The organism is Sandaracinaceae bacterium, assembly GCA_020633055.1.
Classification (GTDB): Bacteria; Myxococcota_A; Polyangia; order Polyangiales; family Houyiibacteriaceae; genus JADJJE01.
The window spans coordinates 41,074-54,823 of record JACKEJ010000012.1 but is presented as its reverse complement, the minus strand read 5'-3'; the positions used below and the strand labels follow the sequence as shown (position 1 = coordinate 54,823).

At 70.2% G+C, this 13,750-nt stretch carries 15 protein-coding genes; 6 read left to right on the top strand and 9 right to left on the bottom strand.

The window, feature by feature from the left end:
- Positions 1-71: 71 nt before the first annotated feature.
- Positions 72-1,193: a hypothetical protein gene (locus H6726_26700; protein MCB9661267.1), complete on the bottom strand. Its 1,122-nt coding sequence runs from the start codon at positions 1,191-1,193 to the stop codon at positions 72-74.
- A gap of 302 nt (positions 1,194-1,495) precedes the next feature.
- On the opposite strand from H6726_26700, the gene H6726_26695 reads away from it, so the two are divergent.
- Positions 1,496-1,882 (top strand): response regulator transcription factor, encoded by a 387-nt coding sequence (locus H6726_26695; GenBank protein ID MCB9661266.1) that lies wholly within the window; start codon positions 1,496-1,498, stop codon positions 1,880-1,882.
- Between the two features lie 53 nt (positions 1,883-1,935).
- Positions 1,936-2,511 carry a hypothetical protein gene (locus H6726_26690; GenBank protein ID MCB9661265.1) on the top strand — a complete coding sequence of 192 codons (576 nt, stop codon included), beginning with the start codon at positions 1,936-1,938 and terminating at the stop codon, positions 2,509-2,511.
- Between the two features lie 12 nt (positions 2,512-2,523).
- Here H6726_26690 and H6726_26685 read toward each other — a convergent pair whose 3' ends face one another.
- Both H6726_26685 and H6726_26680 read right to left on the bottom strand, forming a co-directional pair.
- A complete protein-coding gene (locus tag H6726_26685; protein ID MCB9661264.1) occupies positions 2,524-3,414 on the bottom strand; it encodes a hypothetical protein in 891 nt (296 codons plus the stop codon).
- The gene (locus H6726_26680) at positions 3,411-3,821 is read right to left on the bottom strand and encodes a hypothetical protein (GenBank protein ID MCB9661263.1); all 411 of its coding nucleotides are present in this window, start codon (positions 3,819-3,821) and stop codon (positions 3,411-3,413) included. The genes H6726_26685 and H6726_26680 overlap by 4 nt, the downstream gene beginning before the upstream one ends.
- A gap of 92 nt (positions 3,822-3,913) precedes the next feature.
- Between H6726_26680 and H6726_26675 the strand changes: the two genes are divergently transcribed.
- Positions 3,914-4,762, top strand: coding sequence for a class I SAM-dependent methyltransferase (locus H6726_26675; GenBank protein ID MCB9661262.1), 849 nt, complete (start codon positions 3,914-3,916; stop codon positions 4,760-4,762).
- Between the two features lie 30 nt (positions 4,763-4,792).
- Here the strand turns inward: H6726_26675 and yghU are convergent, their stop codons facing one another.
- The 5 genes from yghU to H6726_26650 all read right to left on the bottom strand — a co-directional run bounded on the left by yghU (position 4,793) and on the right by H6726_26650 (position 10,469).
- Positions 4,793-5,638, bottom strand: coding sequence for a glutathione-dependent disulfide-bond oxidoreductase (gene yghU, locus H6726_26670; protein MCB9661261.1), 846 nt, complete (start codon positions 5,636-5,638; stop codon positions 4,793-4,795).
- Between the two features lie 73 nt (positions 5,639-5,711).
- Positions 5,712-6,596, bottom strand: a complete 885-nt coding sequence (locus tag H6726_26665) for an acetoacetate decarboxylase family protein (GenBank protein ID MCB9661260.1) — start codon at positions 6,594-6,596, stop codon at positions 5,712-5,714.
- A gap of 15 nt (positions 6,597-6,611) precedes the next feature.
- On the bottom strand, positions 6,612-9,146 hold the full coding sequence (locus H6726_26660) for a hypothetical protein (GenBank protein MCB9661259.1): 2,535 nt from the start codon (positions 9,144-9,146) through the stop codon (positions 6,612-6,614).
- Positions 9,147-9,386: 240 nt separating this feature from the next.
- On the bottom strand, positions 9,387-10,208 hold the full coding sequence (locus tag H6726_26655) for an acyl-ACP desaturase (GenBank protein MCB9661258.1): 822 nt from the start codon (positions 10,206-10,208) through the stop codon (positions 9,387-9,389).
- A gap of 15 nt (positions 10,209-10,223) precedes the next feature.
- Complete coding sequence (locus H6726_26650; protein MCB9661257.1) at positions 10,224-10,469, bottom strand: acyl carrier protein; 246 nt, start codon at positions 10,467-10,469, stop codon at positions 10,224-10,226.
- 214 nt (positions 10,470-10,683) lie between these two features.
- Here H6726_26650 and H6726_26645 point away from each other — a divergent pair, with 214 nt between their 5' ends.
- Entirely contained in the window at positions 10,684-11,634 is a 951-nt protein-coding gene (locus tag H6726_26645) for a penicillin-insensitive murein endopeptidase (protein MCB9661256.1), read from the top strand.
- Between the two features lie 69 nt (positions 11,635-11,703).
- On the opposite strand, the gene H6726_26640 is transcribed toward H6726_26645, so the two are convergent.
- On the bottom strand, positions 11,704-12,030 hold the full coding sequence (locus tag H6726_26640) for a hypothetical protein (protein ID MCB9661255.1): 327 nt from the start codon (positions 12,028-12,030) through the stop codon (positions 11,704-11,706).
- A gap of 281 nt (positions 12,031-12,311) precedes the next feature.
- On the opposite strand from H6726_26640, the gene H6726_26635 reads away from it, so the two are divergent.
- Positions 12,312-12,686: a group II truncated hemoglobin gene (locus tag H6726_26635; GenBank protein ID MCB9661254.1), complete on the top strand. Its 375-nt coding sequence runs from the start codon at positions 12,312-12,314 to the stop codon at positions 12,684-12,686.
- Positions 12,687-12,774: 88 nt separating this feature from the next.
- Positions 12,775-13,749 (top strand): alpha/beta fold hydrolase, encoded by a 975-nt coding sequence (locus H6726_26630; GenBank protein ID MCB9661253.1) that lies wholly within the window; start codon positions 12,775-12,777, stop codon positions 13,747-13,749.
- The last annotated feature ends 1 nt before the right edge of the window (position 13,750 follow it).

The window sequence follows — 13,750 nt, the reverse complement described above, 5'->3', positions numbered from 1 at the left end:
CCGCGACGCGTCGCTCTCCAGCGGAGACGAGCCGTCGGCGTGGGCCATCCGTACGGTGCGAACGTCCCGCGTCAGTAGGGTGCGAACGTCCCGCGACTCTGGCGGCGACCGTTCAGCGCCGACAGCTCTGCGGGGCTGAAGGCGTGCTCGCTCCCCTGGGGGAGGTGACGTCGAACCCACCCCACGATGGCCTCGCGAGCGGCATCTCCGTCCAGGTCGTCTTCGGCACAGTCGTCCCAGAGCGCGAAGATGCGTCGTCGTCGCGCTTCGGGGCTGCGCTCGACCGTGTCCCACGTCTGTTGCGCGCGACCCGCCACCCGACGCGCGAGGGTGGTCCGCGCACGCTCTCGCGCCTCCCGTTGAAGCTCCTCGCGCAGCTCCTCGGTCTCCCGCATGAACCACGCGCGCTCCGCCTGGTACGGGTCCTGACCACGGCGACGATAGGCCGCGTCGGTCAGGTCGAAGCCGAACGACACCGAGACGGAGTCCGGGAGGTCGCCTCCGCCGTTGTAGGCCATGCCCGTGCGGTCGCTGAAGTGCACCTGACCTTCACGGTCGATCTGTGCGGTGAACGCGTGCCCCCGATAGCGGTACGAGCCATCCGCCTGACGACGCACCTGGGGGCGTGGCCGCTCGCTGACCGCCGGCCGGGTGGCCGCCTGCGCCGCCAAGTGGCGGTCGAGCGCGGCCTCGGCGCCGCGAAAGCGTGCTCCAGGGTCGACCGCGTCTGGAACCGCCTGCGGCGCCACCTCGTGAGGCGCCACGTCCAACACCCCGAGCGCGACGGCGCGCGGGTCGAGCGCTCGCGGCGGCACCCGCACGTCAGGGGGCGACGGGGGGGGCCCCTCCGCCGGCAGCTCGGACGGCGCGCTCACGCTCGGCGTCGGTCCGACCTCGGCTGCCGTCTCGCCCGGCTGTGCAGCGACGGGGTCGGCAGGCTGCGCGACCGACGGGTGCACGGGGTCCTCCGCCTCCGGGGGCGGCTCCAGCGGCGCGGGCGGCTCGACGGACTCCGGCTCTCGCACCGGCTCGTACGTGAGCCATTCGAGCTCGACGCTCTCTTCCCGGACGACCCCCGGGCGCTCCGCGCGCTCTTGACGGAACGCCGCCGCCGCGCCGGCCCCGAGCGCGTGCACCGCGATGGAAGCCCCGAGAGCGAGGAGGAAGGCACTGTCACGGTCGAGGGGCGTCAAGGGGCGAGGTGGCGGCTTGGGGCTTGCTCCACGAACCCGCGGAGGCCCCAAGCATTCCACACCCGTGAGGCGATGGCCCGCGAGCGAGACGCTGGAGGCTCGACGGATCTGTCGGATCCGAGGGCGTAGCGCTTGTCCAGCGCAAAATCGACAATCATTCCGACGGTGGCAGATACCCCTACATGGTGCTAGGTGCGGCGACGGCGGGAGTTTTCTGGGCGGCACAGCCGTTGTGTGAAAGAAACACCGCACACCGAGCCTCTGTGATGCCCCGCACTCCGACGAGCCCAGGACCGAGCCCCGTGAACCGACGTACCGTCCTGGTCGTGGAGGAGCACTCGGGCCAGCGTGCGACCCTCGGCCGGGTCCTGCGCGCCGAGGGTCACACGGTCCTCGAAGCAGCCAGCGCCGAGGCTGGCCTGGCCCTGTTGTCCGCGCCGACGGGCGACGCGACCGCCACCCCCGTGTCGCTGGTCGTCGTGGGCGAGGGACCCCTCGGCCGCACGGGGGCACGCATGCTGCGTGGCATGTCGCGGGCCAGCGCCCCCGCCACACCCGCGGTGGTGCTGACCGCCTGTGGGCCCCGAGGCAGTGACGCGGATCTGACGTTCGGCCTCCAGAAGCCGTTTCAGGTCGAAGAACTCCTGGCCCTGGTGAGTGACTTCGCGCAGCGTCGACGCCCCGACTGAGGTCCGCGGCCCCAGACTGGTACGACGCGCCGAGACGCGCTAAGCACGCGAGGGTGGAGCCCGCCACCGACACGCTCAAGAGCAAGCTGATCGCCACCTTCGGGGTGCTGTGCGTCAGCGGCATGCTGCTGCGGGCCATCGTGCGGCTGACGCACGCAGCGTTGGTCCCCATCACCGAGGACATGCTGACGCCCGCCCTCGGTGCCGCGTACGTGCTCTGGCTCGTCTTCCAGGGCTACACCGAAGGGTACCGAGGGTTTCAGCTGCGCTTCTGCCCACGCGTGGTCGCGCGAGCGGTGCATCTCGGTCGCAACCCACGGCCGCTGCACGTGCTGCTCGCGCTCCCCTTCTGCCTCACGTTGTTCCACGCGCCGCCGCGCAAGCTGCTGGCGCGATACATCTTCGTCGCGTGCCTCGTCGCCCTGATCACCCTGGTCCGCCAGGTCCCACAGCCGTACCTGGGCATCATCGACGGAGGCGTCGTGCTCGGGCTGCTGTGGGGTGTGCTGGGCCTGTGGTGGCTGCTCATCCGCTACCTGCTGGGCTACGGCAGCCCAGAGCCCACGGACCTCCCAGCGCCGAGCGAAGCCGAGTCGGGCACCGAGGACCTCGACAGCGCCCTCGCCTGACGCGCGCTCCGCTCAGCGCTCGCGGAGCAGCTCCAGCAGCGCCGTACGCCCCTCGGGCGAGATGGTGTGGGGCCCGTCGAAGGGTACCCAGCGAGCATGCGGATCGTGCCGGCGCAGAAGCGAATGAAGCGCCTCCCCCTGCGCGAATGGCAAGACGGTGTCGCGTTGCCCGTGCGCGACCACGAAGCGAACCCCGGCCGGCGCGCTCTGCTCCCAATGGTCCCGATCGAGCACGGCGCCGCTGAACGCGACGACGCCGCGCAGCAGCTCGGGATGGCCGAGCCCTACGTCCACAGCCAACATCGCCCCCTGGGAGAACCCGGCGAGCACCAGGCGCTCCCGCAAGACCCCGCGTTGCTGCAGCTCCCGAAGCGCCCCCAACACCGCGTCGCGCGCTTCGTCCGCCCCCGCTGGCCGCAGGCGCTCGAGCTCCGGCCAGTCGCCTCGCTCCCGCGCTCCTCGGACGCGTTCCAGATCGATGGGCCACCACATGCGGCCGCCGCCCGAGCGGGGCAAGCGAGCTTCGAGAGCGATGGCCGCCAGCGTGGAGTCTGCGCCGACCAGCCCGCGGGCGAACTCGACGAGGCCGTCGCCGCGGTCCCCGAAGCCGTGGAGCAAGACGACGACCGCCTCCGCCGAACTGAGTGGCGCACCCACGGAGTGCGCGGCCAACGACCCGAGGCGTGCAGGCACGTCATCCCCGCGAGCGTCGTGAGGCTCCAACAGAGGTGCGCTGGGGCGGGGTGCCGTCTCGGGCTCCGAGGCTGCCGTTGCCGCCACCGCGGAGGGAGGCGTGGAGGCCGACTCGGGGGCGACCGACGTGCCGCTGCGGCACCCGAGCAACGCGACGAGCGACCACAAGGCGAGCCCGCGCTGGACGTGCTCGACGCGGAGCACGATCATCGTGCGACCTCGGTCGCCGACCGCGACCAAGCGACGGCGACGCGTGATAGTGCCTCGCGCACCGGCGGAGACTCCACGTTCGCGACCAGGTACCCCGCCAGGGCCGGCTGCTCACGCTCCAAAGCAGCCGCTGGCGTGTCCCCCACGGCGTCCAGCTGCGCGAACGTCACCGGAGCTGGGGGCGTCGTCGCGCGTGCAAAACAGGCTTCCAGGACCGTCGCATGAAAGACGGCCTGCATGGCCTCCTCGGCCCCCACCTTGCGCCCGACCGCCAGGGTGAGGAAACGCGCCGCGTCGGGCTGCGACTCGACGAAGCCGCCGATGCTCACCTGACCGAAGGTGGGGTCGGCGAGCTGAGCGCTGATGTCGGCGACGACGGTCGCCACCACTTCCTCGGTGAGAACCATTCCGAGCACGGTACCAGTTTCTGGCCGGACGGCCGACCGAAGAGTGGTGCCGCTATGGCATACGCCCGAAGGCGATGGCATGGTGCCGCTCCATGACCTCCACGCAGCGCGAAATCGAAGTCTCGTACGACGTCTCCAATGAGTTCTTCGAGCTCTGGCTCGACGCCGACATGCACTACACCTCGGCGAGCTTCCACACGGGCGACGAGACACTGGAGCAGGCGCAGATCCAGAAGTGCGACATCCTGTACGACTACGCGGAGATCACGGCGGACACGCTCACGCTCGACATCGGCTGCGGCTGGGGGTCGAACCTGAACTACCTGCACGGGCGCGGCGTGAAGCGCGCGCACGGCATCACGCTGTCGACGGCGCAGTGCGAGTGGATCCACTCCCGCGGCCTCGAGGGCGTGAAGGCCATCGTGTGTGACTACAAGGACTACGAGCCCGAGGAGAAGTACGGCGCGCTCCAGTCCATCGAGATGATCGATCACCTCTGCTCGCCCGCGCAGGCGAACAAGGGCATGGCCATCGACATCTACCGCCAGTACTTCAAGAAGACGGCCGGCTGGGTGGAGGCGGGCAGCTGCTTCGGCTTCCAGGCCATCCTGCGCAACCGTGTGCCACGCAACCGCAAGGACCTGTCCGACCTCGCCTTCACGGCCGACGTCATCTTCCCCGGCGGGCTCAACCCGCGCCTCGAGGAGCTGGTGGCCGCGGTGAACCCCTACTGGGAGGTCGAGGAGCTGCGCACCCAGCGCGTCAGCTACGGCAAGACCACGGCCGAGTGGCTGCGCCGCATGCAGCAGCACGAGGCGCTCATCCGCGAGAAGTGGGGCGACCAGCTGTACGACGACTACGACCGCTACCTGAGCACCTGCGTGCGCGCCTTCGAGAACCACTACTCGAGCGACGTGCAGATGAAGCTCCGCAAGATCTGAGCGCTCGCTGCGCCGCTTCGCACGATGCGGTCAGCGCTCGAAGTCGCTGGCCGCGTGCCGCTCCCGTAGCTGACCTTCGGGCGGACCCCACACGCGGTTCACGCGCTGGCCGCGCTCCACCGCCGGGCGCGCCGCGATGTCAGCAGCCCAGCGCAGGACGTTCGGGTAGGCCGCGACGTCCAGGAACTCGGCAGCTCCGTAGACCTCGTCGCGGACGACCCCGCCGTACCACGGCCAGCTGGCGATGTCCGCGATGCTGTAGGCGTCCCCCGCGAGGAAGGGGTGCTGGGCGAGGCGCTGGTCCAGCACGTCGAGCTGGCGCTTGACCTCCATGGTGTAGCGGTCGATGGCGTACTCGATCTTCACGGGCGCGTACTTGTAGAAGTGGCCGAAGCCGCCGCCCAGGAAGGGACCCGCGCCCATCTGCCAGAAGAGCCACGAGAGCGCCTCCGTGCGCGCCGCGTGCTCGGTGGGCAGCAGCGCGCCGAACTTCTCGGCCAGATAGAGCAGGATGGCGCCCGACTCGAACACACGCACCGGCTGCGCGCCGCTCCTGTCGAGCAACGCTGGGATCTTGGAGTTGGGGTTCAGCGCCACGAAGCCGCTACCGAACTGCTCGCCCGCGTTGATGTTGATCGTGTAGGCGTCGTACTCCGCGCCCTCGAAGCCGAGCGCCAACAGCTCCTCGAGCATGATCGTCACCTTCACCCCGTTGGGCGTGGCGAGTGAATAGAGCTGCAGCGGGTGCTCACCGACGGGGAGCTCCTGCTCACGCTGGGCGCCCGCCGTCGGACGGTTGATGCTGGCGAACGCGCCGCCGTTGCCCGGGTTCCAGGTCCACACGGCGGGTGGGGTGTATGTCGTTTGGTCGCTCATGGTCGGACTCCGGGGCTCACGGTGAGGTGTGGGCGGAGTCGGACGCACGGGGCGAGCATTACGCCGCGCGGGCTCAGGGGGTGGGCGCGAGCGCCACCCGATACGGCAGGTCGAAGCACGCGTTCATGCTCTGCACGAAGCGCGTCTGGAACGGGTGCGCCTCCAGCTCGAGCTGGCGCAGCACGTCCGCGTGCGGGGAGTCGCCGAGCACGATGCCGTCGGTGGCCCCCTCGTTGACGGTGACCCCGCGCGACAGCAACGCGCCGAAGCGCGTGTTCAGGTGGAAGTCTCCCTCGAACGTGGTGTAGCTGCGCGCGAGCTTGCCCTCGAGCATGGAGCACACCGTGCCCACCTCGCGCATGTGCTTCGGCTTGCCGCTGGTGGGGACGCTGAGCTCGAAGAAGAGCTTCCCGTCGTCGTCCGTGGCGCGCGTGGTGCAGCGCCCGTCCTGCACGTCGATGTCGATGTCCTGCACCGTCTTCGGCAGCCCCCAGAACTCGTCTCCGCGGACCTTGTTCTCGAGCGACGTGACGGGCATGGCGAACACGTAGTAGCCCTTGTTCGGGTTCGGCGTGATGAGCGGCACGACGGGGGGAGCCTTCTTGCCGTCCAGCAAGACGGGCAGCGTCATCGCGACCTCGTTGTAGCCGGGGATGCCGCCGACATTGCGGTACACGTAGTTCGAGATGGTCAGCGCCGCGCGCCCACGAGGCATCCGGATGGGCGCCATGCGGGGATCCGGCAGGAGCGCCTGAGCGCGCGCGTAGTCGCACATGAAGACCGCCACCGAGCACGTCACGTCCCCATAGAACGTGGGGAACTTGTAGCTCTTCTGGATGTCGCCCGGGAGCTGGATGGCGCGTGGCCCTTCGCGCAGCGTGAACTCCTTGAAGAACGGGTGCTGGAAGCGGTCTTGGTTGTCGAGGAGCTGCGGCTCGATGGTCTTGGTGGACTTCATGATGGTGGCTTCCGGTCAGTCGTGGGCGTCGGAGGGTGCGTCGTCGTCGGCACCGTGTTCGTCGGGTGCTCCGGGCTCTTCCGGGGCTGCTCCAGGCGGTGGTGGGAGCGCGGCCCCAGAGAAGAAGTCTGCCAGCAGAGTCTCACGGATGCGGTCGCTGCCTGCACGATTGCGGAAGTTCCCGCGTGAGACCGACCCTGTGCGGAGGTACACGTCCGACGGACGCCCGCCGATCACCTGCGCCCAGCCAGAGTCGGTGAAAGCGATGCGAATGCGCGCGTTGTCCCGCCACACGCTGCGCAGGTTGAGGACCTCACCGTCGCTCAGCCGGTGGACGCGCGCGAGCGTTCCTTGCACGTGACCCAAGAGCCCCGAGTCCGGCGCGATGACGAAGCGGCCCCCCATGGGACAGCGCCCCAGCGGCCCACGCTCCACGCCGTGGTCGAGGTACTGCAGGTAGGTGGACCCCCCGCGACAGGTGACGGCGTAGCGCCCCTGGCCGTCGACGGCGCGCAGGCGCCCCGCCTCACGGCCACCGCTGATGCTCCCGTCTGCCGCGCTGAGCGTGGACGCTTGCCCAGCGGAGTCGAGCACGTGCAGGGCCGTACCATCGGCGTTGTACGCCAGCGCCGTGAGCGTGTGCGGGAGGTCCACGTGCCAGACCTCGCTGCCGTCCGTCGCGCGCAACAACGTCAGCCGCTTGCGCCGCAGGAACGCGACGAGCTGACTGTCGGGGCTGAACGTGAACGACTGACGCGCCTCCACGCTCCGCTCGGGCCCAGCCAAGCGACGCAGGCGCTCACCGGCCAGGTCGTGCAGGCCGACGGAACCGTCCGCCCCGATCGCGACGATGCGCTCGCCATCAGGGCTGAACTCGGCAGAGCCAACGGCAGCGCCCGGCTCCTCACAGCGCCCGTGGACGCACACGGTGCCGTCGCCGCACTCGCCCGCGCAACCACGGCCAGTCCGAAACGACCCGAGGCGCGCGCCGCTCGTCGTGTCGAAGATCTCGACGAGGTTGGCGTGCATGAGGGCGATGCGTCGCTCCTCGCGGTCCCAGCGGACGGAGATCGCGCAGCCCACGTACTCGTCACAGCTGAGCACGTGGGCGTCCGCCAAGGTCACGCGCGTGGAGCGGGTGAGGAGCACCGGTCGGTTGTGGCGGTCCACGCGCAAGACGCCGTGCCGCGTGGGGGAGCGCGCCACGAGACCGTCGAAGTAGCCCTCGTCGTCGTACCCCTCGTCGCCCTCGCCGACCTGGGTGCGTGCGCGCCGCACCCCAGCCGCGCTGAACGCCTCGGCTCCACCGCGCCGGTGCAGCACGGCGCGCCCCTCGCTGAGCTCGAGCGACCACAGGCTGTGCTCGCGACCGTTCTCGCCGGCCTGCCGCCTGTGCTCGGGGTGCAGCCCCTCGTCGTTGAGCGGCACCACGCGCGCCGAGGCCCCGTGGAGAGCGGGCCGGCTGGCGCCGGTGCAGGTCTGATCGGCGATCGGTTCGGCGGAGGGTGTCGTCCCGAGGTGTACATGCACCACGGGCCCGTCGTCCGCGCACAGCGCCACGCGGGATCCGTCGCGGTTGCCGATCATGCGCGTGTGCTCGGGCGCGCCCTGCAGAGACACCTCGCGCGCCACGGCGCCGTCACTGACATTGCGGAGCTGCACCGCCGTCTCGCTCAGCGCGACGAAGCTGCGACCGTTGGGCGTGAAGGCGTTGGACGCGATCCTGATCGCCCCGAGGTCCACCGGCTCGGAGCGGCCACGGACGTCGTACATCGTGGCGCCGCTCTCGCTCTGCGCGATGACGTGGTTGCCGTGCACGGCGAGGACGCGGACAGCCTCCTCGTCGGCGCCGCGCTCGACCGCCTTGTGTGGGTGGCCGCCGGGCGACCACGTGTAGATGGCCTCTCCGCCGTTCCCTTGCGCGCTCGCGAAGACCACGCGCCGCCCACCGCGGGCGACGGCGACTGGGCCGATCTCGTCGACGTCCACGCAGTCGTAGTCGTCGGTCGAGAGGTGCCACAAGCACAGCTCGTTGCCGGCGAACGCCGCGACGTGCGCGGACGAGCCGTCCCACGCGAACGACACGCCGGCGTCGTAGGCGCTCCGGAAGAGGCGCCTCGAGGCGCGCACGACGCCCTGGCGCGCGTCGTAGATGGCCGCCATGCCGGAGTACGAGGAGACGGCGGTCAGCCGCCCGTCAGGGCTGGGGAACGAGCTCTCGACGGTGCCCCCCGCCATGATGTCTTGAGGTACTGCCTCGAACAGGGCGTGCTCGCCACCGCGGGTGGGCGCGGGCGCGTCGAAGGCTGGGTCGACGCTGGGGGGCGGGGCCTCGGGCAGCGGCGGCTCCACCTCGTCGGGGCCGCTCGGAGCTGCTTCTCCGGCCGACGCGGCCTCTGCGGTGGGGGCCCCGCTGGCACCCGCCGGCGGGGTCGCCGGGCTCGATCCCGCCTGGCCCCCGCCGGTCTGACCCGCGCTGGGGTCCGACGACGAGGAGCCGGAGCATCCCCAACACGAAAGAACCAAGAGCAACCAAAGACTACGCCGCATCAGAGCCTCCACACCGACCCACCGCCGGCTGGCCGTGAGGGTAGGAGGTTCCGTCCCGGATTTCTATCGCGCTCTGCGACGCGCGCGTGCCCAGCGAGCGCTGCACGACGCCGCTACCGTGCCGCCGCTGGGACGACGCCCCCGTGCGGCCAGCGCGGCGACTGCGCGCCCCTTCTGCCTGGCGGCCCCCAGCCCGCTCCCAGCCCGGCCAGAGCGGATACTCGGACCTGGCCCGAGCGACTACTCCGCCGCCTGGCCCGAGCGGCGCTCCTCGCGCTCGCGACGCGCCGCGGCGCCCAGCTCGGCGCGGTCCACCCCGAGGCGCCGCAGCGTGGGGAAGAAGACCTTCTTGTAGAACAGGTCGCGGTCGACTGCGCCCTCTTCGCGCATCACCTCGATGCGCGCGTCGTAGTCGGGAACGATGCCCACGCCGGGCATCTCGAAGCCCTTCACCACGAGGTTGATGTCGCGCAGCGTGCCCTCGCGGTCCTCCTCGAGGCAGACCTTCGTCACGTCCTCGTAGAAGCGGGCGTGGGCCACCTCGTCACGCGCGGCCAGGCGGTAGGCCGTCGCGAGCGCCTCGTCGTCGTAGCGCTGCGCGACCTTCTCGTGGCGCAGGTAGATGACGAACGTCGCCATCTCCTGGAACACCCCGTAGATGGTCATCTGGCGCGCGCTCTCGAAGGGCCGCTCCCAGACCTGCTGCATCAGCTTCTGCTGGAAGTCGAACATCTGCGACTCGGTGCGCTTGCCCGAGCGCAGCAGGTACTCGGTGAGCACCATGCTGTGCTTGAGCTCCTCGTAGCCCCAGTTTGCTGCGAACCAGCGCTGGGCCACCGAGCTCGCCCGCACGGCGTCCATGCCGAAGCGGATGTAGTCAGGCAGGTACGCCTCGACACCGAGGAACGTCTCGGCGCACAGGGCCACGTGCTCCGGGAGCTCCGGGTTGATCTTGTCCCAGGGCACGTCTCGGTACGGGTTCCAGCGACGGTTTTGCTCCGCTTCGTCGAAGAAGGTGCGGAACCGTTGGTAGAGCTTCTCGTGGTACTGATCCGAGGCCATGGGGACCCTTTCCCGTCAGCCGATGGCGACGCGCTTCTCGACGAGGTCCAGCAGCTGGCGCACCGTCTCGATGCCGACCAGCTCGTCATCCGGGATCTGAACGCCGAGCTCGCGCTCCATCTCGCCCACGATCTCGAGCATGGCGAGGGAGTCGACGCCGATGTCGGCGATGACGCTGGCTTCCTCGAGGCCCGTCAGGTCCTTCTCGGCGACCTCGCCGGCCATCTTCTGAAACAACGTGAGCAGCTGTGGGCGATCCATGATGCGCATCCTCGTCGGAACAACAGTAACGTAGGCCGGGCCAGGGCGGCTCGAACCGGGTGCCCATAAAGCACGCGACACCGCGCTTGGCAAGTCTGTCGCATCGGCCAAGTGGCCAGAATTCAGGGGTTTTCGGCCGTTGGGCCGGAGTCCGGGCGCTCGCCCTGTGGCGCCTGCGTTGCGGCGGGCGGCGCAGCCTGCATGCTGGGGGGTCATGCGCCCCCAAGCCCGCCTCCCGTCGCCCGCGTTCGCGCTGATCGCGATGTTGGCGTCGCTCGCCGCGGTCGCTGAGAGCGCGGCCGACCTCCCCCACCCGCACACACGCGAGGAGCTCGAACGGGAGCAGGCGCACGCCGAAGGCCACGGGGAGCCCACGGAGGAAGAACAGCGCGACATCGACAGAGAGATCGCGGCCGAGGAAGAGGCGCGGGCCCAGCTGGCGGACACGGCCCCCCCTGCGCCGCCGGCCCCACCCCCATTCAGCGTCGAGGCTATCGTCGGGCACTCCCGCTCGATCTCCATGGGCACGGCCAACCGTGGGCTCTTGCGGCGCGGGGTGCCGATGCCACGGCTGCCCGTCGTGCGTGTCATCTCGGCGGCGCGTGGCGAGCACTTCGGTACGGCGGAGCTGGTGACGCTCATCGTCGCGGGCGCCGAGGCCGTCTCGGCCAGCGCACCGGGCAGTCAGCTGGTCGTGGGAGATCTCTCCCGCGAAGGCGGCGGGCGCATCCGTCCGCATCAGTCGCACCGCAGCGGCCGAGACGTCGACCTCGGGTTCTACGTGCTGGACCACCAGCGCCGTGCCCTCCCCGCTGGCCCCGGCTTCGTGTCCATGTCGAATCAGCTGATGGGCACGCACCGTGGCTCCCTCTATGCCTTCGACGTCGCCCGCAACTGGACCCTGGTAGAGGCCCTGCTGACGCACCCGGACGTGCAGCCCCAGTACATCTTCGTGGCGAACCCCATCATCGCCGCGCTGCTCGCGCACGCGCGGCGCCAGCGTGTCAGCGCCGACGTCCTCACGCGGGCCGAGGCGGTGATGCGTCAGCCCCGGGGCTCGCCCCATCGCAGCCACTTCCACCTGCGCATCTTCTGCCCGCGTGACGACGTACCCTCGTGCGAGGACGACCCCCCCTTCTACCCGTGGACGCGGCGCACGCCTTGAGCGTGTTGCGCACGCCAGCGACCTCGGTGGCCGGCTGGAGGGCCGCCTCGGAAAGAGGCGGATGGGCCGTCAGTGCTTCGCGAGCCGGTCCCGCAAGTCCAGTAGGTCGCCCTTCAGCTTCTTCCCCAGGCCGTCCAGGTCGTGCGCCGCCTGCTTCACTTCGGACCCGACGCCCTTCAGCTCCTTTCCGATCTCCGCCCCGGCCTGCTCGAGTCGAGCCTCGAAGTCGACCAGCTTGGGCTCGACCTCTCGCCACGAGTCCTTGAGGTCCATCCCGCCCAAGTGGACCTTCAGGCGGATCTCGTCGGCCAGGCCGCGCAGCTCGGTGCGGAACCGCTCGAGGTCCTCACGCACACTGGCTCCGAGCTCGACGGCCTTTTCCTTGGTGTTCGACATACGACTCTTCTCCTGGGTTGGTTGGACACCCGTTCACGAAGCACGAAGCACGCCAGCGGTCTCCGCACGGCCACTCGCTTGCGCCATGCGCGCGGGCGCCGTCCGCGCGTGCCACGCCACCTCGGTCCCGCCTCGTCGCCGTGGTGCAGGGATTGCGCGGAAGGTGCGCCACGCGCAATCCCCGCCTCGCCAACCCCCGCCCCCGAGCGGGTGAGGGCCCTGACGGATCCCCAACCGTCAGGGCCCTGGTCCTCGGCACGAGAATCGCTAGCCTCTGGCACATGACCACCCCGTACGAACAACTCGGAGACGACGGAGTGCGGGCGCTCGTCGCGCGCTTCTACGACGTCATGGGCGCACGCGCCGACGCGACCACCATCCGTGCCATGCACCAAGGGGACCTCGCCGAGATGACCGACAAGCTGGCGACCTTCCTCATCGGCTGGATGGGAGGCCCGCAGCGCTACAACGAACGCTTCGGACGAGTGGTCATCCCGGCGGCCCACCAACGCTTCGACATCGGCCCGAGCGAGCGCGACGCGTGGCTGGCGTGCATGCGCGATGCGATGGAGGACAGCGCGCTGACCCCCGACATGCGCCTCCGCGTGATGGCCTCCTTCGAGAAGATGGCGGACATGTGTCGGACGCGAGACTGACGCTCGCGCCTCCATCGACGACCCGTGGCGGGCGACCCCCAGTTGCGCGGTTGAATGTGCCCCAACCCACGGCATAGACTGAGCGGACATGGACCTGCACGGGCACCTCTGGACGTTCCGGCCCTACGTGGCGCATGTGCTGCGGCCCAAGGCGCCGCCTCCATCTCGCCACTTCCGCGTCCACGTCGACGACCCCGTGCGCGGGCCTGTTCGTCTGACGGGGCGGCTGACCCTCCCGGCGGGCTCGTTCGAGCCTGGGGAACTGGATCTCGTCGTCGCCATCCACGGCATGGGGGGCAGCCATCGCAGCCACTACATGGTGGCCGTCGCTCAGGACGCACACGCGCTGGGGATGGCCTGCCTGCGTGTGAACCTGCGGGGCGCCGACCGGCACGGCACCGACTACTACCACGCAGGCCTCACGGCCGACCTCGCGGCCGTGCTCGAGAGCCCTGAAATCACGGTGTTCCGGCGCGTCTTCGTGCTGGGCTACTCCCTCGGTGGGCACATGGCGCTGCGCCACGCTGCGGAGGGTGGACACCCGCGGATCGCGGGGCTGGCAGCCATCTGTCCGCCCATCGACCTGGCGGCCGGCGTCGTCGAGATCGACAAACCGAAGGGGAGAATCTACCGGCGCAACGTGTTGAAGGGGCTCAAGGACATCTACAAGAACGTCGCGGCGCGGGTGGACGTGCCCTACCGCGTGGATCTCGCGGAGACCATCGACACCCTGCGCGAGTGGGACGAGCGCGTCGTGGCGCCGCGCCATGGCTTCAGTTCGGCCGACGACTACTACGCGCGCACATCCGTCGCGCCGATCCTCCACCAGATCGAGGTGCCGACGCTGGTGGTCGCCACCACGAAGGATCCCATGGTGTTCGCGCACGTCGTGCGCCCCGTCCTCGAGGAATGCCGCGCGGTGCGCACGGTGTTCCTCTCTCGCGGTGGCCACGTGGGCTTCCCGCAGGGCACGCGCCTCGGTCTCGGCGACACCGGGAGCGTCGCCACCCAAGCGCTGCGCTACCTGCAGCGTCGCGCTGGTCCCTCGCGCGCCATCGTTTGAG

What these genes read in the sequence shown, in the direction of transcription:
- H6726_26685 (MCB9661264.1), bottom strand. Translation starts at nt 3,414, where the DNA reads ATGATCGTGCTCCGCGTCGAGCACGTCCAGCGCGGGCTCGCCTTGTGG.
- H6726_26680 (MCB9661263.1), bottom strand. Translation starts at nt 3,821, where the DNA reads ATGGTTCTCACCGAGGAAGTGGTGGCGACCGTCGTCGCCGACATCAGC.
- H6726_26675 (MCB9661262.1), top strand. Translation starts at nt 3,914, where the DNA reads ATGACCTCCACGCAGCGCGAAATCGAAGTCTCGTACGACGTCTCCAAT.
- yghU (MCB9661261.1), bottom strand. Translation starts at nt 5,638, where the DNA reads ATGAGCGACCAAACGACATACACCCCACCCGCCGTGTGGACCTGGAAC.
- H6726_26665 (MCB9661260.1), bottom strand. Translation starts at nt 6,596, where the DNA reads ATGAAGTCCACCAAGACCATCGAGCCGCAGCTCCTCGACAACCAAGAC.
- H6726_26660 (MCB9661259.1), bottom strand. Translation starts at nt 9,146, where the DNA reads ATGCGGCGTAGTCTTTGGTTGCTCTTGGTTCTTTCGTGTTGGGGATGC.
- H6726_26655 (MCB9661258.1), bottom strand. Translation starts at nt 10,208, where the DNA reads ATGGCCTCGGATCAGTACCACGAGAAGCTCTACCAACGGTTCCGCACC.
- H6726_26650 (MCB9661257.1), bottom strand. Translation starts at nt 10,469, where the DNA reads ATGGATCGCCCACAGCTGCTCACGTTGTTTCAGAAGATGGCCGGCGAG.
- H6726_26645 (MCB9661256.1), top strand. Translation starts at nt 10,684, where the DNA reads ATGCGCCCCCAAGCCCGCCTCCCGTCGCCCGCGTTCGCGCTGATCGCG.
- H6726_26640 (MCB9661255.1), bottom strand. Translation starts at nt 12,030, where the DNA reads ATGTCGAACACCAAGGAAAAGGCCGTCGAGCTCGGAGCCAGTGTGCGT.
- H6726_26635 (MCB9661254.1), top strand. Translation starts at nt 12,312, where the DNA reads ATGACCACCCCGTACGAACAACTCGGAGACGACGGAGTGCGGGCGCTC.
- H6726_26630 (MCB9661253.1), top strand. Translation starts at nt 12,775, where the DNA reads ATGGACCTGCACGGGCACCTCTGGACGTTCCGGCCCTACGTGGCGCAT.